This window comes from Bacillus sp. OTU530, assembly GCF_038440375.1.
Map to the genome: position 1 here is coordinate 37,059 of NZ_JASATP010000011.1, position 24,088 is coordinate 61,146.

A 24,088-nucleotide genomic window follows, 5' to 3' on the forward strand; every position below is an offset into this window, starting at 1 on the left:
AATAGGCTTATACTGCCCATTTCGCTTCTTTATTTTTTTAAGAAATTTTCTTTAATCTTCCTTTTCAGAATCGGTGGAGCGGTCCCAAGCGATTGGAGATTCCATTATTTGTTTCACATTTGCTATTTCCGTTGTTTTTCCGAGTGTCCACATGAGCTTTGTGACAATTGCCTCTGTGTTCATATCACCTGATAAGATTACATTATAGTGGGCTACTTTTCTTCCTACCTCGTATAGGCATAAATCTTCGCCTTCTTCTAAGCATTGCGTCGTAATTACGACCGAAATGCCAGCTTCTGTTAAATTCTTTATTTTTGGCAACAAGCTTCGGTCTTCAAAGGGTAACCCTCCATTTCCGAAGCTCTCGATAATAACACCTTTGTACATTTTCTTGATAAAATCAAACACTTCAGGCTTCATTCCCGGATATAATTTCATTAAAAATACATCAGGACAAAGGCTGGCGTTAAGTGCAAACGGACTTTGAGTTTGTGCCGGCTTCCAGCTATATGCAACATCATTTCCGCTTATATATGCGACATATGGATGATTAATACTTTCAAAGGCATCATAGCTCTTCGTTCTCATTTTTACAGCTCTTGTCCCAATAATAACCCGGCCGTCGAATACTACAAAGACACCGCCAATATCTTCGCTTGCAAACCGAAGCGCATCTGCAACATTCTTTTTCGCATCCGTCTTCTTAAAACTAATTGGAACCTGCGAACCTGTAATGACAACAGGCTTTTGTAAATTTGTTAGCATGTAAGATAACGCAGCGGATGTATAGCCTAGTGTATCCGTCCCATGAGTAATCACAAATCCATCATACTGCTCATAATGCTCTGCAATGGCTTGTGCCATTTGAATCCAATGCTCCGGCTGCATGTTTGTACTATCGCGATTCATCAGGATTTTGCAATCTACCTGGATAGTTTGAGGAGTATTTTCAAAATGATGTAACAATTCCTCAGCAGACAATCCTGGAGCCAGCCCTTCATTGCTTTCTATAGATGCTATTGTTCCTCCCGTTGCAAGTAATAATAATTTCTTCATGATTAACCCCTCTATTTGTAATTTCGTGCGCAATTTGCGTATTTATATGGAATATTATAAAATCAAAAGCATTAAAAAAGCAACTATTGTATTCAAAATGCGTACATTTATCTTTCTTATTATTTTCCTGCGTGTTATAATCAGGAAAAATTAGTATGGGGAGCAGAAACAGAATGTTAAAACGTTTGGCAGATCTTAGAAAAAGCAGAAATTGGTCTATGCAGGAAACAGCAGATCGCCTCGGAATTGCCAAAAGCACATATGCGGGTTATGAATCAGGATATAGAGAGCCGCCGCTGCATGCTTTATGTCAAATGGCAGATTTATTTGATACAACAGTCGATTATATCCTAGCCCGATCAGATCATAAAATCGTTCAGCTAGAGCTCGCGTCATTATTAAAAACGGCTAACCAAAGCATCAGCTTAGACCAACAACTGTTAACATCTGAAGAAATTCGTGATTTTATCGCCTTTATTAGGTATAAGCGGGATATGAATGTACATGGAATGGATAAACCTTAATATATCAAGGTTTATTAGGGAGCGTTTTATTACACTGTAGGAAAGTATAAATTTTCAGCTAGGAGTGAATTCGACGTAGCCGAAAATTGTAGAAATACAGTGTAAGTGTAACCAAGCCTCTGTCTTTACCCAAGGGCAGGGCTTTCCAATCGACTCTAAATCACTACTCTCCGAGAGGCCTCTCATGAGCTCATTAGGCTTGTGAGAAGCCTCTTTTTGTGTTTTTTTCTATGCAAATAGATTTATGTAGGCGTTTCGTCTGAAAAATTGGCATATTTTTCATATCCTTACATGATAAAATGGATTAAAAAGGAAGGGTGATAATATGGAGATTTTGTTTGATGAATTAAGAGGAGATCTTGTGCGAATTGTACCCATGGAGAGATATCATGTACAAGGTTTATATGAAAGTGGGAAAGAACGAGATATTTGGACACATTTACCGAGAGGAATGAACACATTAGCTGATATGCAATCCTTTGTAGAAGAAGCGTTAAAGAGAAAACGTTTGGGAGAAGAGTTTCCATTTGTTATTTTGCTTCGTGAGAATAATAAAGTGCTTGGTACCACAAGATTTTTAGGAATTTCCCGGCCAAACAAAAGTGTGGAAATTGGCTGGACCTGGTTGAATCCTTCTGTATGGGGGACAAACATAAACACAGAATGTAAATACTTGTTATTAGAATACTGCTTTGAGACTTTAGGGATAATCCGAGTACAATTTAAGACGGATGAACGAAATTTGCGGTCACAAAAAGCGATTGAACGAATAGGAGGGGTAAAGGAAGGGGTTTTAAGAAACCATATGATCCGGCAAGATGGCTCTTATCGTAATTCAGTATTTTACAGCATCATAGAACAGGATTGGGCTACTACAAAAGCAAAAATTAAAAACTATCTTGAATCCAAAAGAAGGATATAACTGTTAATAAGACATTCCGTATGGAGGAGTGCTGGTTGCTTTGTGTATGATTTTTATATATTGAGAGTAGGATTGTTACATAATTTATGAATAAATTTTTTTATGAGGTATGCAATGGTCAGCAAGAGATATAGTAGAGCGTACAGACAGAGCTGAAGAGCATGCTGAAAGACGAGTGTTTTAAGCTCGTTGCAAGAAAGAGCAGATAGTTATTCTTTTTATGAATTAATTCTCCTAAGTAAAAGTAGATATAAATTATACATAACTATTTAAATCAAAATGATATGAAAGATTTTTTTGATAGTTCATTCATTTTTGATGATTGGCCGAAAGGAAGGGCTGGACAATACACGCATCATACATAGTAACTCTTGTTAGTGAAGTCGGGGTAATTTAAAAGAGCAGGAAAAAGTGCTTCAAGCTAAATATTTACTGTGCGTTTAAAGTTATTCATTCTAGGAATCTATAAAAAAGCTTCTTGTAAGGCAAGGGAGGAACTGTATGTTTTCACTGTTAGTCGGTCTAATATTGCTGGTTTTCTTATTGATAGGGATTTGGGTTATTGCAGGGAAATTAGGAGCCTTTGATTTTATGGGAAATGTAGCTGCAAAAATTAAAAACTTTTTTAAGGAGGAGAAAAAATAATGAGAAGAATTGTAGGAGCATCCATATTAGGTGTAGGACTTTTAGTTGGCGGGATTTTAACAGCAATGAGTGTGGAAGTAATTGATCAAGGTCATATGGGAGTAGTTTATAGCAGAAGCACAGGTGTCGAGAAGGAAACGCTTGGTCAGGGGTGGCATTTAGTGTCCCCATTCAAACGTGTGACGGAGTATCCAGTATCTACTGAGACGGTACATGTACAAGAATTTAATGTTCAAACAAAGGATGGTAAACCTTTAGCTATTAGTTTGTCATATGATTACTCAAATGATGCTGAAAAGCTGCCGGACATCTACAATAAGTTCAAGGGGCAGGATCCAGAAGTGATTGAAAGCGGCTGGCTGCAAACTCGTATCAAGAAAGCAGCATTGAATGTATTTTCCACGTATTCAGTGCTTGAGGTGTTTCAGCATCAAGGCGAAATTAACGCAGCTATTGAAAAAGAGTTTCGTGACATTGTAAGTGCTACTGGTTTTATGGTGGATTCTGTGACACTTGAGGCTCCTAAGCCAGACGAAAATACAGCAAAAGCCATTCAAGGTGTAGTAGATGCACAGCAGCAATTAGAAAAGTTGGAGATTGAAAAGCAACAAGCCATTGTTGCAGCTGAGCGTGATATTGAAGAAGCGAAGGGGAAAGCAGAAGCAAACCGCATCTTGAAGGAGTCCTTATCTCCAGAGATTGTCGAGATGAAGAAAATTGAAAAGTGGGATGGCAAGCTTCCTCAAGTTAGCGGAGATGCTGCTCCGTTTATTCAAATTAAGTAAATATAGTGGGTAAAATATTGTTTTATAGTAAGTTATCTTGAGAAGTAAGGCGATGTTCTCCGAATAGTATTATTACGATGGGTAACTACAGATATAGTCAATATTTTAACAGGCTTTCCGGAAAGAAGTCCTCCTCCTTAAGGAATGAGGAGGGAGGCACTGAAAAAGCCCATTGAACGAAGAAAAGAAGCTAGACAACTACTAGGTGTAGATGGATAGCTTCTTTTTTTCTGTATATTGATAAAAAATTCTATTTCTTACTTAAGGCAGGTGCTTTGTAAGCAACGCTGTATCGACACGGTGTTACTTCATAGTGCTTCATCAAATGGTTGAATATAACCTTTGTGTTCAAGGCTTGTTGTTCCACATTCTGGATTTGAGCAGTTAGCAACATCCTCGAGACATTTTTTACAATACATTTTTTTACAATCTTGACAACGATAAACCTCTACCGTAGCTTTATTACATCCGCAATTTGTACAAATAGCATAACCTATTTTCATCATAGTTCCCCATCCCTTTACTTTATTGTCTTGTCTAGAGCTGCAAGCCGTATTTAAAGAAAATAAAAATACAAATCTTATCAACCAATGTACAAAGCTTGTATTCTATATTAAAAATTTGTATTTGTGCTTAAAGAATATCGTTCTTTTCTTGTTATGCTTGTTAAATTCAAATCGAGAAATAGTTTTTTATATTCAACGGCAGATAATTCTCCGTATATATAACTCTTCTTAATATAGCGGAGCAGCTCACTAGAATGTGAAGGCTCTCGTTTTTTAATTAAGATGAATTGATGGATTAAATCTTCGATTAACATAATAGTTCCTCCAGTTTCCCTGCTTCATTCCCACTTTTGTTAACTTTTACAAGATTATAACATGAAATACTCTTTAGATAACCTTAAAGTGATAGACATTTTCCTTCGTTTTTTGCAGCAAAATTCTTGCTATTTTTACATTAGAGGGAATATTTGTAATTCGTTTAATGAGTAGATATAATCTATGCTAGGATTAAGAGACTCAATCTATTAAATCTCCATTCCGAATGATGGTGTATACTTGAAATAATCTGATTTTCATGTTGAAATTGTGTAAAAAGAAATGTAAGGGAGAAAGAAGAAATATGCTTAAAAAATTCACATTGCGTACATCAACACGAGATGAAATGCTTGAAATTACAGATATCGTTCAGTCATTTATAACGGAACAACATCTCAAGGAAGGCGCAGTTGTCGTATATTGTCCGCATACAACGGCTGGGATTACAATCAACGAGAATGCGGATCCTGATGTGAAACGGGATATGATCCGTCGCTTTGATGAAGTATATCCTTGGCATCACCAGCTAGATCGCCACGCAGAAGGGAATACAGCTGCACATATGAAGGCGAGTACGGTTGGCGCGTCACAGCATGTGATTGTCACAAATGGGCAACTCCTGCTTGGAACTTGGCAAGGGATTTATTTTTGTGAGTTTGATGGGCCGCGGCAACGTACATTCTATATAAAAGAACTGCGAGACTAGACAATAGTATAACGTTACGATGCATTCCTGAAATACATATGAAATCGCATGATTTTTAATGAATAGTTCGTTAATTATCTAATGTTTTAGAATATGAACGATTTCAAATTATATATACGCTCTAAAAAACGAACAAAAACGTTTTTGTTTTACAATAGTTCGTTTATAATAACTGTGAAGAGATAAGGGAGGGGCAATCGTATGTATCAATCGAAGAAAATTTTATTATTAGGATCAGGTGAATTAGGGAAAGAGGTTATAATTGAAGCGCAGCGTCTTGGTGTTGAGACGATTGCTGTAGATCGATACGAACATGCTCCAGCTATGCAAGTGGCGCATCGAAGCTATGTCATTGACATGCTGGATGCGGAGCGAGTAAGAGAGATTGTTGAAAAGGAACAGCCTGATTTAATTGTACCGGAAATCGAGGCAATCGCCACATCTGAACTAGTCAAACTAGAAGAGGAAGGATTTCAAGTAATTCCTACTGCACGCGCAGCCAAGCTCACGATGGATCGTGAAGGGATTCGTCGGTTAGCTGCTGAAACGCTACAGCTTCCGACAGCCAAATATCAATTTGCTGATACATATGAAGAATTTGTACAGGGTGCTAAAGAAATTGGTTTTCCATGCGTAATTAAGCCGCTTATGAGTTCTTCGGGAAAAGGACAAAGTGTCTGTCGTTCTGAAGAACAATTGGAGGAGTGCTGGAAAATAGCTATGGAAGGAGGCCGAGTGCAAAATGGAAGAGTTATCATCGAAGAATTTATTCGATTTGATTCAGAGATTACTCTTCTTACTGTGCGCACGGTGAATGGAACGTTATTTTGTCCTCCAATTGGCCATATACAGAAGGATGGAGACTATATTGAATCTTGGCAGCCTCATTATATGACAGAGAAGCAAATCCAGGAAGCAAAACAGATTGCTCAAACCATTACAGAGGAGCTTGGAGGCTATGGGTTGTTTGGGGTAGAGCTTTTCTTATCTGGAGATCAGGTGTACTTCAGCGAGGTGTCTCCGCGTCCGCATGATACAGGCCTTGTTACCCTTGCTACTCAGAATTTATCAGAGTTTGCATTACATGTTCGAGCAATTTTAGGATTTCCTATTCCTGAAATTACCCTTGTAACACCTGGAGCGAGTCGTCCATTAAAATCAACTGAAGAATTGAATGAGTATGCAATTAGTGGATTGAGTGAGGCTTTAGCTGTACCAAATACACAGGTTCGGGTATTCGGAAAACCTGTGACAAAGGTAGGCCGCCGCGTGGCTGTAGCATTATCGTCTGCTGATACGGTAGAAAAAGCAAGAGAGAATGCTAAGCTGGCATTAGATTACTTACATATACAAAAGGCATAACAGCAACCCCCCACTTTAACCATTGTAAGGTGGGGGGTTTTGCTGTTTATTATTCTTATCGGCTAGTTTAGCGGAAATAATTTGATTACACTAATACGTATTTGTAAAGCAGGAATTGCAAGGGAATAAATGGAATATAACACTGTATCTATCATATGGTTGAGGTGATGATTTTCTTATGAAGATTTTGCAAGCAAATGCAATAGAAATCCTAGATAGAATCACCGATGGTTTTTTTTCACTAGATGAAAATTGGTGCTTTACCTATATAAATGATGAGGCTAGTTATCTCTTATTTCGCAATCGTGATGATCTAATCGGCAAGAATGTATGGGAAGAATTTCCGGAAGCTGTTAACCTGCCGTTTTATAAACAGTACCATAAAGCTCTTACTGAACAAATGCCTGTAATCTTTGACGCATATTTTCCGCCGCTAGATACATGGTTTGATGTACGAGCATATCCTTCATCAAATGGTCTCTCTATATGTTTTAAAGATATTACAAAACAGAAGAAAACCTTAAAACAACATGAGCAGCATTATAAATCATTGTTTGAACAAAATCCTGATGCAGTTTATTCCTTTGACTTAAATGGAAATTATCTAAGTGTAAATTCAAAAACAGAATCATTGTTTGGTTATACTGAAGAAGAGTTATTACAATTATCGTTTGTGCCGTTAGTTCATGAAGACGACTTAGCAAGGGTAAAGCAATATTATCGAAATGCTGCCAACGGTATAACTCAAAATTATGAAGCAAGAGCATTGCATAAGGATGGGCACATCGTTTATGTAAATGTTACAAATATTCCCATTATAGTAGATGGCGATATTGTAGGTGTGTATGGAATTGCGAAAGATATCACAATGGAGAAACAAACGGAAGAAAGGTTGCTTCGATCTGAAAAGCTCTCAGCTGTTGGACAGCTTTCCGCTTCCATTGCGCATGAAATCCGAAATCCTCTTACATCACTTAAAGGTTTTTTGCAGCTCATGAAAACTTCGAGTACAGACAATTTACAAGATTATCTTCATATTATGTTAGAGGAAATTAATCGGATTGAAACCATTACGGGGGAGTTGCTTTTATTAGCTAAACCGCAAGTCCATCAGTTTCATTTTGAAGACATAAAAGAAATGGTAGACAACGTCGTTATATTGCTTCACTCCCAAGCCCTTATAAATAAAGTTGATATTGATGTAAGTTCGGACGAGCTGCCGCTTGTAAATTGTGTTGGGGCCCAGATTAAACAGGTTTTTATTAATCTTATAAAAAATGCCATCGAATCCATGCCTAATGGAGGAAAGATAAGGGTCAACTTACAAAACGATTGTAAAGAGGGTGTGTGTATCCAAGTTGTTGATCACGGTTGCGGGATTCCAGAGGAGTTGTTGCCTAAAATCGGACTCCCATTTTATACAACAAAAGATAAAGGAACTGGATTAGGGATGATGACCACCTTGAAAATCATTGAAACTCACGGTGGAACGGTGGATATTTTGAGTGAGGCTGGCAAAGGAACAACAATTAATATATATATACCTATAAATCCATTAGCTATTAAAAATATTGACGAGGCGTAGTTGTACTTATGCTGTATTTCTAAAATTTCTCACTACGTCGAATGGTCTCCCGGCTAGAAATGTCTATTCGAACCTTACTACCAAGAAGATCAGGATCATAAATCTGATGACAATTATAATTACAAAGAAGGTTACTCCAATGATGATCATCAAAAGGGTTACTACGATTATTATAAAAGTGATGACGATTATGGTCACAAATAAGATTGCTAATTAAAATATTAGTATACTGGTGAACATGATAGGTTGAACTAAAACAAAACCTATCATGTTCCATTAGTTAACGATCAATAAAAGAGCAGCTGGTTCTTGCTCGGCAATTCCTTCGCAGAAAGAGGCGAGCATTAGCATTGTTTGCACTTGATGTTATTCACGCAATCCTAACTCTTGTTTTAGCTCTTCAATTTGCGCCAAATGGCGCTTCTCATGCAAACCAATGAACTCTACCCATTGTTTTATATTGAGAAGACCAAAAACTGGGTGGAGTAATGAACGTTTTCGCAGCTCCTCTTGATCAGTATCAGCAAGAAATTCCTCTAGAGAAGTACGTGACGCAAGCAATTTTTCTTGTATCGTAGCAAGTGTTATAAAATCGTCAGAAGGTGTTAAAAATTGTGGAGCTACAATTTTATGATCGCGATTTATTACTAGATGAATAGGTCTATCCTCTGCCGCTGCTTCCTCACTACTTGCCATTACGGCCTTCAGCTTATTTACAATTAACTTCTCTGTTAGGTATAGGTGTTCCAACACTTGCATAATACTCCACTTGCCATCCTGTTTTTCGTTTAATTGTAAATTTGTTAGGCCTGAAACGCTTTGCAACACTTCTTTGCGAACTCCTTGGATATCATTCATCAAACGTAACGCCCCCTTAGCATTTTACTCTTACACAATCCAGTCGGTAGTGATCCTTGCCGACCCTTTTATCATAGTTATTCAGAAATAATCAGGAAATGAAAATGGGTATTTATGTTCCGTACTATGTAATATCTCAATGTATATTGATTACTTTACCAAGTTTTCTAGTTGTTTTTTCTCCGTAATATTACATAAACCACCGTGATAACAAATCACTGTTTCAATATCGAGGTGCAAAAGCTTTTTTAGAGAATTTATTGCAGTTGTCATATCCGATGTCGTTTGTGGAACAGGTCCTTGTAAAACGCCATCAGCTACTACCATAGCATCACCTGCAACAAGGGTTTTACTTTGTTTTAAATAGAGGCTAATATGCCCAGGCGTGTGACCTGGTGTAAAGATAACTTGGATACCGCCACAATAGGAAAGTTCTTGGCCATCTTCCAAGGTTTGATCTACCTTTGCTTTTGGGGGATTTTTGTATAAGAACTTCATTTGTTCTGGCAATGATGCCCATTGTTCTTTACTTATTTTATTTGGGTTTGTTTTAAGGAGAGGTAATGTTCCTTCAATATATGGTTTATCATGAGCGTGTGCATACACTTCGATGTTGTTATTCGATTGGTTGAGAATCTCAGGAAGAGAGCCAATGTGATCTAAATCCTGATGGGTTAGAATTACCGCTTTCAATTTATCAAAAGATACTCCCGCTTCACTCATAGCTAGGCGTATTTGCTCCAATTGTCCAGGCATACCAGTATCAATTAAAACCGCCATTTCATCATCCCATATCAGTGTTGGGTTTAATCTGAAGCCTTGAATTTTTAATTCTAACATTGCTAATCCTTTATGTAGTTTCATTTAATCCTCTCCCTTTTTATATTACATGAATAATTTACCACCAAAGAAAGAGTTTGTAAACGTTTAAATATTAATCATATCATAAATAAAAATTATTGTCAATATATTTGTTCGAGTTTGGCTAACCTTTATCATTTTCTAACAGAAGACCCCCACTTCAAGCACGTGGTGAGCGTAGCCCAGTGGTAAGTGGGGGATGAATGTCGGCTAGGCGATTCGCCTAGCATGTTTGAATAGGAAAAGCCCACTAGACAAACGTATGTTCCTTTGGTAATATATAATTACCAAAATGAACCAGAAGGGAGGAGGGGGGAATGAAGAAGTGTTATTTTTCCAATCGAATCTATAAACACAGGGTCCCCCACGATTTGAATCAGGAACTCTCTCATTCTCTCCGTCTCTATAATAGAGCCATGCGCACGGCTTATGCTTGGCAAACAAAACATCTACGCACGGGGAACAAGCCGTATGAAGGCACTCTTCACCTTGCGATTAAGAAACGATTTCAACTAGATGACTACTATACGAATAGCGCAGTCCAACAGGCAAACGCTCTTCGTACATCGCAAAAGGAATTACAGGTGCTGTATCTGAAACAGGTAGATGTTACCCTTCAATCCATTCAAAAGAAACTAAAAAACGAGCGCAGCAAGCTGACGGCATTGCGAAACATGAAGCAATCAATTGTGGATAGAAAACCGAAATTGCATAAGCGAATGGGGTATCGGGTGCATCAAACCCCTTCCGGTGCGGTATATGCGCTTCATCGTAAGAACGAGACACAGGTTTGGTTCTCCCTCTACCTGTTTGAACATCGGTATATAGATAAAGAGCTCAAACTTCTCAAGGCAAGAATCGGACAACTTCGGCATCGTCTCCTTCGGCAGGAGCAGAAAAAGGAGACATTGAAACAGACGATTTCTTCTGCTTTGTTTGGCTCTCGTTCCTTCTTTCGTAAGCAATATACAATGTGTAAGGATCAAAAGAGTCATGCAGCGTGGAGACATGCATTTTGTTACAAAAGAAACGCCAAGATGACGCTCTCTGGACGGAAGGATGCGAAGTATGGGAACTTTGTGTTCCAATATGATGCGCCAAGCAAAACCTTACACGTCAGAAGTATTACGGGACAAGCGCTTATACTTCCCTATGTGTATTTTCCTTATGGACAAGATCAGGTGCAAGAATCTATCGCCACGCAGCTTTCCTGTCAAAATAAAAAGAAGGATGGCCAGTCAATGGGTTGGTCCATCGAAGACCATGGTACGTACTACATCATCAAATGCATGATAGAAGAACCAGAACATCCTCCTATCAATTATTCAAAAGCAGACGGTGTCATTGGTGTAGATCTCAACTACAATCATATTGCCTTCTCCCATGTGAATGGACAAGGACAATTACTTTCCTCCTCCTGTCTCTATTTCTCCTTAGAAGGAAAACGAAGCGGACAAATTACAAAAATCCTAGAAGCAGAAGCGATTTGTTTGGTGGACATCGCCGTTCAAAGGAATAAGCCAATTGTGTTAGAAGCATTGGATACAACCCTCTCCAAGTCTGCCGGACGTTACCGCAATCGGAAGCAAAACCGAAGGATGAGCCTGTTTGCCTATAAAAAGATGCAGGATAGTATTCACAGCCGAGCTGCTAAAATGGGAGTCGCTGTGTTTGAGGTGAATCCTGCCTTCACAAGCCAGATTGGGAAGATGAAGTATATGAAACAGATGCATATTTCCATCCATCAAGCAGCTTCTTATGTCATTGGCAGACGCGGCATGAACCTGAAGGAACAGGTGCCAAAGGTGTTGCAAACCTATACAGAACGTAAGGATGGGGAGCATCACTGGAAACAATGGAGTGTGTTGACAAAAGCATTCAAAGCGCTTCGTCCGTACGTATTCTATCATGTATCGGGCCAATCTTATCCATTATTCAACAAAGAGATTTGTAACTATGGGCTGACACAAGCAGAACGTGATGTTTTGCAGAAGTATGTACCAAAAGTTTGGTTAGAAGAAAGGGAAGCCTGACTTCGTTTGGAATGGCATCATCTGTTCTTGCATCACCATCATTTTGCCGCAAAAGCCAGAAGGATTGAGCTCCAGAATGGTGGGTGCATTGGTGCAAGAACAGCGCAACACGTATAGGGTGAAAAAAGAGAAGCAACTATCACTACTTGTGTGAGACAAGGTCACCTCGGTGGCTTTGTCACGTACAAGGAAGTGTGAGCTCTCCCTATTTGTCCTATGAGAAGCCTGTTGAGCGGCTCTGTATTTCGCTTCCTAGGAAGAAAATACAGAATTCCGCACCTCAAGGAGCATTAGCGAGTAGGTGGGGGTAGTTCAATGGAGCGACTGAAAGAATGCAACCCGTGCTTGCGAAAAATGCGGGATGAATGGAGAAAGAAAAATGAAGCCAAACGAGATAGATTTGTTATATGGTAAAAAGCATGAATGAGGAGAAAGGACATTTCTATGAAGAAAACATATTGGCCCTGCTCTTTCTCATATATACTATAAACTAGCATGAGTTAGAAAATCGTATCAAATTAGAGGGAACAGAAGGTGAATGATTATGATTAAGTATATTTTGTTTGATTTCGATGGCACGTTGGCCGATTCAAAAGATGTATTCATATCGACTTGGAATCAGCTTGCTGATAAGTATAAATTTAAAAAAATACATCATCAGGATTTAGATGCTTTAAGGAAGCTGTCTATAAAGGAGCGGGCCAAACAGTTAAATTTCCCACTGTACAAAATACCTCTTGTAGTACCTGAGGTATATCGTTTATACAAGAAATCTATTAAGGATATTATTTTGTTTGATGGAGTGAAATTACTATTAGATGAGTTAGAAAGCAGAGGTTATCAAATCGTTATTATTTCTTCTAACTCTGAGGGGAATATTAAGGAATTTTTGCGGGAAAATGCAGTAGATAGCGTGAAAGAGGTCCTATGTTCAAGTAAGATTTTTGGAAAAGATCAAGTTATTAAGAAATTCTTGCAAACAAATAAGCTAAAAGGGTCTGAGGTTATTTATATCGGTGATGAGTGTAGGGATATCATTGCCTGTAAGAAAGTTCCTGTGAAAATAATTTGGGTCGGATGGGGATATGACTCAGTTGAGCTGGTTACACCGGAAAAACCAGATTATATGGTTCATATGCCAGAAGAGATTTTAAATATATTATGAAACAAGGAGAACACCAGTATTTATGAAACTCATTTCTTGGAATGTTAACGGCATTAGAGCATGTGTACGCAAAGGATTTTTAGAATATTTTAAAGAGGTGGATGCGGATATATTTTGTGTCCAAGAAACTAAGTTACAGGCAGGACAAATTGAACTTGACTTAGAAAACTACTTTCAATATTGGAATTATGCGGTGAAAAAAGGATATTCAGGCACGGCTATATTTACTAAAAAGAAACCGTTATCTGTAAAATATGGCATTGGCATAAAGGACGAAGAGCCTGAAGGTAGAATCATTACCCTAGAGTTTGCAGAGTTTTATTTGGTTAATGTATATACACCAAATGCTCAAAGGGATTTAGCCAGACTTGAATTTAGGCTTTCTTGGGAAGATGAGGTACGTAATTATCTTCAGGAATTGAACAAAAGCAAGCCTGTAGTTTTATGCGGAGATTTAAATGTAGCTCACTGCGAAATAGACCTAAAAAATGCAAGAGCCAATAGGGGGAATTCTGGTTTTACGGAAGAAGAGCGCGAGAAGATGACGGCATTATTAGAAGCGGGGTTCGTTGATACGTTTAGATGTCTACATCCAAACAAAATAGATGCTTATACATGGTGGTCCTATATGAACAAAGTGAGGGAGAGAAATATAGGATGGCGCATTGACTATTTTATCGTCTCAGAAAAATTGAGGGGTGTAATAAAAGAAGCGCATATTCACTCACATGTAATGGGAAGTGATCATTGTCCGATTGTTTTAGAGCTAGCATTGTAGCACATAGGTATTTGTACGGTCAGGATTGTTGATGAATTGAATGATATATACTACCCATAAGCACGAGAAAAGATTACAATAAGCTTATACATCATTAGGAGGTGCTCTGTTAGTGCGATTAAAAGAGAAGAAAGTCATTAGTCTTGTGCATCATGAATGTGAAGATTTAGAACTGTGGTATCCTATTCTTCGTTTGCGCGAGGAAGGTGCAATTGTTCATCTTGCAGGGGAGAAAGCAAACGAAACATACATAGGTAAATACGGGGTTCCGGCAGAATCTGATTTTGCATTTGGCGATATTAATCCTGAGGAGTATGATGCATTGCTTGTGCCGGGAGGATGGGCGCCTGATAAGCTGCGCCGTTTTCCTGAAGTTCTTGCGCTAGTGCAGCATATGGAGGAACGAAAAAAGCCAATTGGTCAAATTTGCCATGCGGGTTGGGTGCTTATTTCTGCAAAAATTCTAGAAGGAAAAAAAGTAACAAGCACACCGGGTATCCGAGATGATATGGAAAATGCAGGCGCACAATGGTTGGACGAGCCTGTGGTGGTAGACGGACATCTTGTATCAAGTCGCCGTCCGCCGGATCTGCCTGAGTATGTTAAAGCGTTTGCTGATGTATTGGCTGAGCGATAAGAAAGAAGAGAGAGTTGCTCTTTTTATCAGAATCGGATTGGATAGCTTGAGGATTCCTCTAAGGGGTCCTCTTTTATTTTTTGCACTGTAGGAAAGTATAAATTTCCAGCTAGGAGTGGATTCGACGTAGTCGGAAATTTTAGGAATACAGTATAAGGGCAACTACGCCTCTGTCTTCGCCCAAAGGCAGGGCTCGCCAATCGGCGAGTTTTCTTTAATATTTAGCTAAAACCGCTGTATACCGCAACTCATATAATACTCACTCTACTGCATTCTGCTTTTTTATTTGCTTAAACCTTTTTTTTCATAAGTGTTTACTGTAGAATAACAAATAGATAGTAGATATTATGAACTGGTCATAAATTAAGGAGTTAGGGTGATGAAATGAAATGTGTTGGGATTATCGGTGTGGGTGCTTATGTTCCAGATAATATTGTAACAAATTTTGATTTGGAAAAAATAGTGGACACAAGTGATGAATGGATTCGTACAAGAACAGGCATTGAAGAACGCAGAGTTGCGACTGATGATATGGATACGTCCCATATGGCAATTATGGCTGCGAAAAATGCCCTTTTACATGCATCTTTAGATGCTGAGGATATCGATTTAATTTTAGTTGCTACAGCAACACCTGATGCTGCTTTTCCATCAGTTGCTTGTATGGTACAAGCGGCTCTCGGTATAAAACATGTACCTGCGATGGATATTAACGTTGCTTGTTCAGGATTTATATATGCTTTAGTTACCGCCCAACAATTTATTGAAACCAGTGCATATAAAAATGTTTTAGTAATCGGCAGTGAAAAGTTTTCTAAAATTATTGATTGGTCAGATAAAAATACATGTGTGTTATTTGGTGACGGTGCTGGCGCTGTTGTACTTAGTGAGGTCTCAAAAGGAAGAGGCATTTTATCTTTTGAACTAGGTGCGGACGGTGCTGGAGGTAAACACCTGCTAGTAGATAAGATAACTAATACCGTAAAAATGAACGGTAGAGAGGTTTTTAAATTTGCCGTTCGGCAAATGCCTGAATCCAGCCTGAATGTTGTGGAAAAGGCAGGTCTTCAGAAGGAAGATGTTAATTTTCTTGTGCCGCACCAAGCAAACATCCGCATTATTGATGCAGCAAGAGAAAGGTTTGGCCTTGAAACTGAGAGGGTTTCTGCAACTGTAAAGAAACATGGAAATACTTCTGCAGCTTCCATTCCGTTAGCTCTGTTTACTGAAATCCAAAATGGTCTCATTCATGAGGATGATGTTATTGTGATGGTTGGATTTGGAGCTGGGCTAACTTGGGGCTCCGTATGCTTAAGGTGGGGAAAGTAGTTCTATATAAAAGAGGGGGAAAAACAATGAAGAAAAGAGTAGTTATTACAGGTATTGGAGCTGTAACGCCTTTAGGAAACGATGCTTACACGACATGGGAAAATATTAAAAAAGGTGTGTCAGGGATTTCTCCTATGACTAGGATTGATACGGAGAAGTTTAATGTAAAAGTGGCAGGGGAAGTAAAGAACTTCACACCAGAAGAATTTATGGACAGCAAAGAAGCAAAGAGAATGGCTCGTTTTACTCAGCTTGCTATTGCTGCAAGTAAGATGGCCGTAAAAGATGCGGGACTTCAAATAGGAGAAAATGTAGATCCAGAGCGTGCTGGAGTATGGATTGGTTCTGGGATTGGCGGTTTAGATGCATTTGAGGAACAACATAAGCGGTTTTTAGATAAAGGGCCAAAGCGTGTAAGTCCGTTTATTATTCCAATGCTGATACCGGATATAGCTTCAGGTCGTGTGTCTATTGAATTAGGGGCAAAGGGAATCAACAACTGTTCTGTTACTGCATGTGCTTCTGGCGCAAATTCTATCGGGGATGCATTTCGTGTTATTCAAAACGGTCATGCTGATATTATGATTGCAGGCGGAACAGAAGCTGCTATTACAGAAATGACAGTTGCTGGATTTTCAAATATGACAGCTCTTTCTGCGAATCCTGATCCAAAAACGGCAAGTCGTCCATTTGATAAAAACCGTGATGGATTTGTAATTGCAGAAGGTTCCGGGATTATTATTATGGAAGAATTAGAGCACGCATTAGCACGTGGTGCCAATATTTATGGAGAGCTTGTTGGTTATGGTGCTACTGGGGACGCTCACCATATTACGACTCCTGCACCAAATGGCGAAGGCGGTCAGCGAGCGATGAAATTAGCAATCCAAGACGCTGGTATTTCCCATGAACAAGTGGATTATATTAATGCCCATGGTACGTCCACGTATTATAATGATTTATATGAAACAACGGCAATTAAAGAGGTTTTTGGAGAGCATGCTTATAAGCTGGCTGTTAGCTCGACAAAATCGATGACGGGACACCTATTAGGAGCAGCTGGAGCGATTGAAGCAATTTTTTCTCTTTTAGCCATTCGTGATGAAATTATTCCTCCAACAATTAATTATGAAGCACCTGATGAAGAACTTGATTTGGATTATGTTCCAAATGTCGCAAAGCAGGCAAATGTGAATGTTGTTTTATCCAATTCATTAGGATTTGGCGGTCATAATGCAACATTGATTTTTAAAAAGCTATAAAAAGAGCTTGTAGTAATATTTGAATGATAGCGGCAACAGCATCGGTATTCCTTTTATATCGATGCTGTTGCTTTTTTACGTTTTTAAGAACGTATAAATTTCTAGCTGGAAGAGTGTTATTCTTTATATGAAATACCCTTATTTACTGTGTATGTTTTTATACGTATCCTCATCGCAGACTATGAATAGTTTTGCTTCTTCTGGAATGACATCATCTAATCTTTTCATGATAGAAAAGTCGGTACCATCAGAAAGCAGCGTAGCTCCATGAGAGGATAGATACGCTTTAGCATCTGCATATGTACCCCAAACGGGTTTTTTATCCATTATGTACAAATCATAACCTTTATTGCTTGTTAGTTGGCGAATTACCTCGCTCGCGCCGCTAAATAAAATCGTTCGGGCGGCTAAATGACCGGCTGTATCGTTAGGGGTAATGAATTCCTCTACGTTGGCATTCCTAAAGCTTTGTACATGCTTAGCATCTTGGATTTCACAAATTGTGTAAATATTTATCTTGTGTTTGGAGCCGATTCCTTCGATGGATAAAGCTGTAAGCACTGTTGAGCCGTCAGCTTCTCTAGAAGATGCAGCAGATTCCGGCGAAAAAATAAATACTTTTGAACATTCTAGGACGTTTGCCTGAAGAAGACAGTGTTCTGAGGCGGGATCTCCCTTTACAAATTTCACACGCTCATGCAAAATCGGTGTTTTCTCTAAGGTCTCGTCAATAATCACAATAATCATCTCTTCTGAGGCCTCTAGAATTTCCTGTAGTGTGATTTGCGCTTTTTTACTCCAACCTACTAGAATGATATGCTTAGCATCTTTAATTTGCAATTTTCCTTCCTCCCTTAGCCTTTTTCGCATGATTAGAAAATCAATTACTTTCCCGATAAGTAATGTCATTATCCCAATGCCTACAACATACAGAAGCATAGCGAATATTTTGCCGATGACAGTAGTGGGGTAAATATCTCCATACCCTACTGTTGCGAGAGTGGTCATTGTCCACCATAGACCATCAAAGCTGCTTGGAAAAGCTTCTGGCTCCACATGATTCATAAATATGCTGCTGAACAAAACAAGGGAAGTAGTGGCGAATACTAATGTCCAGGTATTAAATCGGATTGCTCGAATCCATAGCCTTTTTAAAAAAATCAATTTGTTCACTTCCTTTGTAGGTAGCTGGATGACCATGATAACTATCTTTATCTTACTTTTTCAGTATATGAACTGTTGGGTATTTGCTTGCTTAAAGTGTATAAACTCTCATAATTTTGGGTACCACTCTTTTGGTCCGAGAAATGCGGTTGAACACTTGTTTCATACGTTGAAAGACAAGTGAGTGATATTTGAATATTTGCTTTAGTTTTGCGATACACTCTTTCTCCCAAATGTATTAAAAAATGGAAAATAGGCATTCTAAATAACTAGAGAACACATCGAAACATTCTTTCGGTGACACTATAAACTTGGAGTGCTATGAGAACATGAACAGTGCATGGGACCGGCTAATAAACAAGCGGAAAAGACAAGAGCAGACGCTACAGTACGAGGAAACTGAAATAACCTCAAATGAACAGAAACTTAGTTCAAATATAAATGAAAACCTTACCAACATTAGGACGGTTTTAGGGAATAGCGGTGACTTAATTATTCGCGAATTTAAAATGGGAAAACCTTTTCTGCATAAAATTATCCTACTTTATATAAATGGTTTAGCGGATAAGGAGATTCAAGGCAGTTTTATCATGGAAAGACTGATGAGTAACTTTAACCATACTGAAAGCGATGATCCGCAGCAAGCGCATCAATTATTTGTATATATTAAAGAAAATATGTTAGCGCTTGGAGGGATTGAGGACATCACGAATTGGAACAAACTGTTCCTTTCCCTCGTATCCGGGCAAACCATTCTTCTGATTGATGGTTGTGATCGAGCGATTGGTTGTGCTGCACAGGGCGGAGAGTTAAGAGCGATTACGGAACCTACGACAGAACCTGCTGTCCGGGGGCCTAAAGAGAGCTTTGTTGAGTCGCTTATTACCAATACAGCCATGGTTCGCCGCAGAATTAAAAGCCCTAATCTATGGGTTGAAACTATGAGACTAGGGAAGATCACACAGACAGATGTGGCCATTATGTACGTAAAAGGAATTGTCAATGACAAGCTTCTTAAGGAAGTCCAAGAGCGGCTGAATAAAATGGAAGTAGATGAAGTTACCGGTTCCAATACAATTGAAGAATGGATTAATGACGACACATGGACACTTTGGCCAACCATCTTTATAACGGAACGTCCTGATGTTGTGGCTGGAAACTTAATGGAAGGACGTATTGCTATTTTTGTTGATGGGACACCAGTTCCTTTACTTTTACCAGCGACATGGATTCAATTTTTTCAAACAGCTGAAGATTATTATTTGCGTTGGAATATGGCCAGTTTTTTGAGAAGCTTAAGAGTGATTGCATTCTTAATTACCCTTCTTGGACCATCCCTGTTTATTGCGTTTATTTCGTTTCATCCGGAATTGATTCCGACACCTTTATTAGTTAGTCTGTCAGCACAGCGGCACGGGATTCCATTTCCGGTATTTATAGAGGCGTTGCTAATGGAATTTACATTTGAATTTTTACGGGAAGCAGGCGTTCGGATGCCGCGTCCGATTGGGCAGGCCGTTTCAATCGTTGGCGCACTTGTATTGGGACAAGCAGCTGTTCAGGCAGGGATTGTTTCCAGTGCGATGGTGATTGTGGTGGCAGGGACGGCAATCGCCAGTTTTACCATACCCCATGTGGCGATGACGGATGCGACACGTTTACTTCGACTTATGATGATGACGTTGGCAGCTTCTTTCGGGCTTTACGGAATTGGACTCGGGCTCATTGTTTTAGTCGCTCACACTTGCAGCATTCGTTCTTTTGGTATTCCTTATTTAACTCCCTTTGCTCCACTCATTATTTCTGATTGGAAAGATACCATTATCCGTTTCCCTAAGCCGTTTTTGTCAAAACGTCCTCGATTGATTAACCAAATGAAAAGAAAGAGAGTAGGTAATACGCAAAATCTGGGCCCGTCACCAAGAGAAGATCAAATAAAGGATAACAAATCGAAGAGGGATTCTAATGAAACATAAACCATTCATCATTCTCTTTATGATTTTATCGACTATGTTATTGTCCGGATGTTGGGATCGTGCTGAATTACAAGATATTGATATAGTAGGTGCCATTGGTATTGATGATGGAGGTGATAATTTGGAAAACAGATATCGCGTTACAGTGCAAATTATAAATGAAGGACAAATAGCAAGTGCGGCAGGGATGGGAGGAAAAGCGGAAGTGGCGCCTGTTACGGCTTATTCGGCTACAGGAAGCACTGTTGCGGAGGCGCTCCGGAAAATTGCACCAAAGTCACCTCAGGAACTTTTTTTTCCTCATGTTCAATTAATGGTCATTGGCGAGGAGTTAGCAAGAAAAAAAGGGATTCAAGATTTGTTTGATTGGATTGAACGCGACTCCCAATTTCGTACACTTTTTCCGATTCTAATCGTCAGAAATAATACAGCAAAGACACTTCTCCAAATCACGACCCCTTTAGAGGACGTCCCTTCTGCCAAAATTGTTAGCGGACTGGAAGCTACTAAAAAAATCTGGGGAGAGTATGCAAGTACCCGTGCTGATCAAGTCATTCAACAATTGGGGAGAGGAGGAGCAAATTTGACAGGTGTTGAGCTTACTGGAAATCCGAAAAAAGGGAATAGTTTACAAAACGTTCAACAAATATCTCCAAAGACAGATATGGAAATAAGAGGACTTGCGATTTTTAAAAAGGGGAAGCTCAAAAAGTGGTTGGATGAAGACTCTGCCCGTGGTGCTACATGGATTAATAATGAATTGAAAAAAACCATTGTAGACCTTGATTGTAAAAAGAAAAAAAAGGGGATTGCAGTGGATGTTATGCGTTCCAAAACAAAAATTAAAGCGAAAATAAGAAACAATAAACCTGTTATTCAGATCACAGTTCGAACAGAAGGTCACATCTCAGAAGTCCATTGCCCAATCGATCTTGCTAAACATGAATCCATTGAGAAACTTGAAAAACAGATGAGAAAGGAAATAAAATCGGAAGTGGTGATGGCCGTAAAAGATGCTAAAGAACAAAAAAGTGACATTTTTCGTTTTAGCGAATATATCAATCGCAAAAGCCCGAAAGTGTGGAAGAAGATTGAGAAAAAATGGGATGATGAAATCTTTCCCGAGACAGAAGTTAACGTAAACGTACAAGCGTTTATTCGACGGTCAGGCTTGCGGACAAAACCATATATAAAATAAGGCGACAAAGTCAAGTGAAGAAGGGGGATTCCAAGCAAATGCCGATCTCAAGAATTTACGATTAAGGAACGAAGGGAGGTCTTCTAGGAAGATGGAGAAAGCCAAAGTAAGTGTCATCCAACTATTTTCCATGATGTTTATATTTGAACTTGGAAGTGCATTGGTCGTAAGTTTTGGAATAGGCGCTAGAAAGGACGCTTGGCTTGCTATTCTTTTAGGCTTGTGCGGTGGGGTTGCTTTGTTTTTCATTTATTACCCTGTATTTCGCCAATATCCTGATCTGCCGTTTACCGGATATGCTAGAGAAATATTTGGTAAATATTTTGGATGGGGAATTGGTGTCTTATACATCGTATATTTAATGTACGCCGCTTCCCGAAATCTGCGTGATTTCGGGGACATACTACTTGCATCAACAATGCGAAAAACACCGTTATTAGCGGTCAATATCCTAATGATTCTTGCTATTTGTTATGTACTTTATCTAGGGATTGAAGTATTGGGAAGAACGGCAGAGGTATTTATTGTCGTTATAATCTTTTTTGGAGTGACAGGAAGTCTGTTAACCTGGGTTTCAGGCAATGTCCATCTTCCTAATTTGCAGCCACTTCTTGAAGATGGATGGAAACCAATCTTAACGACAGCATTTCCGATTACTACTTTTTTTCCTTTCGGAGAAATGTTTGCCTTTAGCATGGTGTTTCCTTATCTAAATCAACCTCAATCATTGAAAAAGGTTTGGTTGTCTGCCTTAATTTCAAGTGGTCTGATCTTAAGCTATACAACGACCTTAAATATCGCTGTTCTTGGGGTTGAAGAAGTGGAGAGGGCTACTTTTCCATTGTTATCAACAATCGGCAAGATCAATCTTATGGAGTTTCTACAACGACTTGATGCTATTGCTGTTTTGAGTTTTTTGTTCACTACGTTTTTTAAAGTGTCAATTTATTTTTATGGTGCGGTCATAGGAATGGTCGATTTATTCAAGTTAAAAAACCATCAACAAATTATTTTGCCGGCCGGGATTATTATCATATTTTTATCAATGAGTATTGCCTCAAATTTTGCTGAACATATTGACGAAGGTCTCATTATTGCACCTTATTATCTTCATAGTGTGTTTCTTTTGATTATTCCGTTATTAATGCTGAGTATTGTCATCATTCGTAACCATGTTAAAAATGTTAAAAATAAAGCTAACTAGAACCATTTGATTTGTTCGCTTTATTTTTTATGATAATCACGATTTGTTGACCGATTGTAAGTAACAAAAGAAGTACTAACATCACATATTCTCCACTTTCCATTACCCAAAATGGGTTGAGTAAATGCAATAATGCTTGAGGGAGAGTAAAGCCCAAAAGAATGTCCATAGATAAGCTAAGTAAAATGGATAATAAAAGAATGAATATAAATATTCCTAACATTTTCATGATTGTTCTCCTTTATTCATTATGGTGTAAGGATAGTATTTGTCACATGGTAATCTTTTAATAAAGAAAACTCGCCGATTGGCGAGCCCTGCCCTTGGGCGAAGACAGAGGCGTAGTTGCCCTTATACTTTATTCTTAAAATTTCTCACTACGTCGAATGGTCCTCCAGCTAGAAATTTATACGCCCTTAAAGTGTAAAGAAAACTCGCCGATTGGCGAGCCCTGCCCTTGGGTGAAGACAGAGGCGTAGTTGTCCTTATACTTTATCCCTAAAATTTCTCACTACGTCGAAGAGTCTTCCAGCTAGAAATTTATACGCTCTTAAAGTGTAAAGAAAACTCGCTGATTGACGAGCTCTGCCTTTGGGTAAAGACAGAGGCGTAGTTGCCCTTATACTTTATTCTTAAAATCTTTTGCTACGTCGAATGGTTCTCCAGCTAGAAGGGATAAAACCAAAGATTTTGGAGAACTGTTAACAATAAAATTCCTTGAAAGGTACACTCCCAAAATTTAGCGACATATTTTTAATCTTTTTTTCTAAACTAAAGGATATGACGATTGAAATGCAGAAAACTAATTAGGGTAGTAAATGCAGGTTATATTTCTTGAGGAGGATTCTTATGGACTATAATCAGAATGTTAGTCAAGTTGATCAACAATATGCCTTTGCTAATTTATCTATGGATTTGGTTGCGGACATTCAAATGTTAGAAAAACGTTTGAAGGATGCGACTCAAAAAGAAGTTATCTTAATCGCATATGAGGATAAAGGAGATTTTAAGTGAACAGTTTCTCAACTTCCAGAAAAGCAAACATGCGACAGTAAGTAATCTAAAGCTCCGGTAGTTTTCATGGAAGCAAGACCTTGATATCTAAATTCCCTGGTAATAAGAAATCCTTCTAGTGCAATGCTAGAAGGATTTCATTCGGTTAAGTGAACTTAAGGTAATAAAACTCCCTAGTCAGATTTGTAAAGCTTTCATTTTAT

The 24,088-nt window shown here is 38.7% G+C and carries 24 protein-coding genes; 17 read left to right on the forward strand and 7 right to left on the reverse strand.

Annotated elements, in window-relative coordinates:
• Positions 1-51 precede the first annotated feature (51 nt).
• Positions 52-1,056: an asparaginase gene (locus tag AAHB12_RS10505; protein ID WP_342045275.1), complete on the reverse strand. Its 1,005-nt coding sequence runs from the start codon at positions 1,054-1,056 to the stop codon at positions 52-54.
• A gap of 173 nt (positions 1,057-1,229) precedes the next feature.
• On the opposite strand from AAHB12_RS10505, the gene AAHB12_RS10510 reads away from it, so the two are divergent.
• The 4 genes from AAHB12_RS10510 (at position 1,230) to AAHB12_RS10525 (ending at position 3,932) form a co-directional block, all read left to right on the forward strand.
• Positions 1,230-1,580 carry a helix-turn-helix domain-containing protein gene (locus AAHB12_RS10510; protein WP_129726310.1) on the forward strand — a complete coding sequence of 117 codons (351 nt, stop codon included), beginning with the start codon at positions 1,230-1,232 and terminating at the stop codon, positions 1,578-1,580.
• A 325-nt stretch (positions 1,581-1,905) separates the two neighbouring features.
• Complete coding sequence (locus tag AAHB12_RS10515) at positions 1,906-2,502, forward strand: GNAT family N-acetyltransferase (protein ID WP_342045276.1); 597 nt, start codon at positions 1,906-1,908, stop codon at positions 2,500-2,502.
• Between the two features lie 501 nt (positions 2,503-3,003).
• Positions 3,004-3,147 (forward strand): hypothetical protein, encoded by a 144-nt coding sequence (locus AAHB12_RS10520; protein ID WP_342045277.1) that lies wholly within the window; start codon positions 3,004-3,006, stop codon positions 3,145-3,147.
• Positions 3,147-3,932: a prohibitin family protein gene (locus tag AAHB12_RS10525; protein ID WP_129726308.1), complete on the forward strand. Its 786-nt coding sequence runs from the start codon at positions 3,147-3,149 to the stop codon at positions 3,930-3,932. The genes AAHB12_RS10520 and AAHB12_RS10525 overlap by 1 nt, the downstream gene beginning before the upstream one ends.
• A gap of 308 nt (positions 3,933-4,240) precedes the next feature.
• On the opposite strand, the gene AAHB12_RS10530 is transcribed toward AAHB12_RS10525, so the two are convergent.
• On the reverse strand, positions 4,241-4,438 hold the full coding sequence (locus AAHB12_RS10530; protein WP_342045278.1) for a hypothetical protein: 198 nt from the start codon (positions 4,436-4,438) through the stop codon (positions 4,241-4,243).
• Between the two features lie 107 nt (positions 4,439-4,545).
• Positions 4,546-4,752: a YppF family protein gene (yppF, locus tag AAHB12_RS10535; protein WP_342045279.1), complete on the reverse strand. Its 207-nt coding sequence runs from the start codon at positions 4,750-4,752 to the stop codon at positions 4,546-4,548.
• Positions 4,753-5,057: 305 nt separating this feature from the next.
• On the opposite strand from yppF, the gene AAHB12_RS10540 reads away from it, so the two are divergent.
• The 3 genes from AAHB12_RS10540 to AAHB12_RS10550 all read left to right on the forward strand — a co-directional run bounded on the left by AAHB12_RS10540 (position 5,058) and on the right by AAHB12_RS10550 (position 8,406).
• The gene (locus tag AAHB12_RS10540; protein ID WP_129726306.1) at positions 5,058-5,459 is read left to right on the forward strand and encodes a secondary thiamine-phosphate synthase enzyme YjbQ; all 402 of its coding nucleotides are present in this window, start codon (positions 5,058-5,060) and stop codon (positions 5,457-5,459) included.
• Positions 5,460-5,660: 201 nt separating this feature from the next.
• Entirely contained in the window at positions 5,661-6,821 is a 1,161-nt protein-coding gene (gene purT / locus AAHB12_RS10545) for a phosphoribosylglycinamide formyltransferase 2 (protein ID WP_342045280.1), read from the forward strand.
• Between the two features lie 178 nt (positions 6,822-6,999).
• Positions 7,000-8,406, forward strand: coding sequence for a PAS domain S-box protein (locus AAHB12_RS10550; RefSeq protein WP_342045281.1), 1,407 nt, complete (start codon positions 7,000-7,002; stop codon positions 8,404-8,406).
• Between the two features lie 366 nt (positions 8,407-8,772).
• Here AAHB12_RS10550 and AAHB12_RS10555 read toward each other — a convergent pair whose 3' ends face one another.
• Both AAHB12_RS10555 and AAHB12_RS10560 read right to left on the reverse strand, forming a co-directional pair.
• Positions 8,773-9,264 carry a DinB family protein gene (locus AAHB12_RS10555; RefSeq protein WP_342045355.1) on the reverse strand — a complete coding sequence of 164 codons (492 nt, stop codon included), beginning with the start codon at positions 9,262-9,264 and terminating at the stop codon, positions 8,773-8,775.
• Between the two features lie 150 nt (positions 9,265-9,414).
• A complete protein-coding gene (locus AAHB12_RS10560; RefSeq protein WP_342045282.1) occupies positions 9,415-10,128 on the reverse strand; it encodes an MBL fold metallo-hydrolase in 714 nt (237 codons plus the stop codon).
• 314 nt (positions 10,129-10,442) lie between these two features.
• Here AAHB12_RS10560 and AAHB12_RS10565 point away from each other — a divergent pair, with 314 nt between their 5' ends.
• The 6 genes from AAHB12_RS10565 to fabF all read left to right on the forward strand — a co-directional run bounded on the left by AAHB12_RS10565 (position 10,443) and on the right by fabF (position 17,329).
• Complete coding sequence (locus AAHB12_RS10565) at positions 10,443-12,158, forward strand: IS200/IS605 family accessory protein TnpB-related protein (protein ID WP_342045283.1); 1,716 nt, start codon at positions 10,443-10,445, stop codon at positions 12,156-12,158.
• A 544-nt stretch (positions 12,159-12,702) separates the two neighbouring features.
• Positions 12,703-13,323, forward strand: coding sequence for an HAD-IA family hydrolase (locus AAHB12_RS10570; protein WP_342045284.1), 621 nt, complete (start codon positions 12,703-12,705; stop codon positions 13,321-13,323).
• A 22-nt stretch (positions 13,324-13,345) separates the two neighbouring features.
• Entirely contained in the window at positions 13,346-14,101 is a 756-nt protein-coding gene (locus AAHB12_RS10575) for an exodeoxyribonuclease III (RefSeq protein ID WP_342045285.1), read from the forward strand.
• A 112-nt stretch (positions 14,102-14,213) separates the two neighbouring features.
• A complete protein-coding gene (locus AAHB12_RS10580; RefSeq protein ID WP_129726300.1) occupies positions 14,214-14,738 on the forward strand; it encodes a type 1 glutamine amidotransferase domain-containing protein in 525 nt (174 codons plus the stop codon).
• A gap of 384 nt (positions 14,739-15,122) precedes the next feature.
• Positions 15,123-16,067, forward strand: coding sequence for a beta-ketoacyl-ACP synthase III (locus tag AAHB12_RS10585; protein ID WP_129726299.1), 945 nt, complete (start codon positions 15,123-15,125; stop codon positions 16,065-16,067).
• Between the two features lie 26 nt (positions 16,068-16,093).
• Complete coding sequence (gene fabF, locus AAHB12_RS10590; RefSeq protein WP_342045286.1) at positions 16,094-17,329, forward strand: beta-ketoacyl-ACP synthase II; 1,236 nt, start codon at positions 16,094-16,096, stop codon at positions 17,327-17,329.
• Positions 17,330-17,467: 138 nt separating this feature from the next.
• Here fabF and AAHB12_RS10595 read toward each other — a convergent pair whose 3' ends face one another.
• On the reverse strand, positions 17,468-18,493 hold the full coding sequence (locus AAHB12_RS10595; RefSeq protein WP_342045287.1) for an ion channel: 1,026 nt from the start codon (positions 18,491-18,493) through the stop codon (positions 17,468-17,470).
• A 329-nt stretch (positions 18,494-18,822) separates the two neighbouring features.
• Between AAHB12_RS10595 and AAHB12_RS10600 the strand changes: the two genes are divergently transcribed.
• From AAHB12_RS10600 to AAHB12_RS10610, 3 genes are all read left to right on the forward strand, one after another.
• Complete coding sequence (locus tag AAHB12_RS10600; RefSeq protein ID WP_342045288.1) at positions 18,823-20,469, forward strand: spore germination protein; 1,647 nt, start codon at positions 18,823-18,825, stop codon at positions 20,467-20,469.
• Positions 20,459-21,667 carry a Ger(x)C family spore germination protein gene (locus AAHB12_RS10605; protein WP_342045289.1) on the forward strand — a complete coding sequence of 403 codons (1,209 nt, stop codon included), beginning with the start codon at positions 20,459-20,461 and terminating at the stop codon, positions 21,665-21,667. Before AAHB12_RS10600 ends, AAHB12_RS10605 begins: the two co-directional genes overlap by 11 nt.
• 91 nt (positions 21,668-21,758) lie before the next feature.
• Positions 21,759-22,871, forward strand: coding sequence for a GerAB/ArcD/ProY family transporter (locus tag AAHB12_RS10610; RefSeq protein WP_342045290.1), 1,113 nt, complete (start codon positions 21,759-21,761; stop codon positions 22,869-22,871).
• Here the strand turns inward: AAHB12_RS10610 and AAHB12_RS10615 are convergent.
• Positions 22,864-23,100 (reverse strand): hypothetical protein, encoded by a 237-nt coding sequence (locus AAHB12_RS10615; RefSeq protein WP_342045291.1) that lies wholly within the window; start codon positions 23,098-23,100, stop codon positions 22,864-22,866. The genes AAHB12_RS10610 and AAHB12_RS10615 overlap by 8 nt on opposite strands.
• Before the next feature lie 620 nt (positions 23,101-23,720).
• Between AAHB12_RS10615 and AAHB12_RS10620 the strand changes: the two genes are divergently transcribed.
• Positions 23,721-23,885, forward strand: a complete 165-nt coding sequence (locus tag AAHB12_RS10620) for a hypothetical protein (RefSeq protein WP_165350674.1) — start codon at positions 23,721-23,723, stop codon at positions 23,883-23,885.
• Positions 23,886-24,088 lie beyond the last annotated feature (203 nt).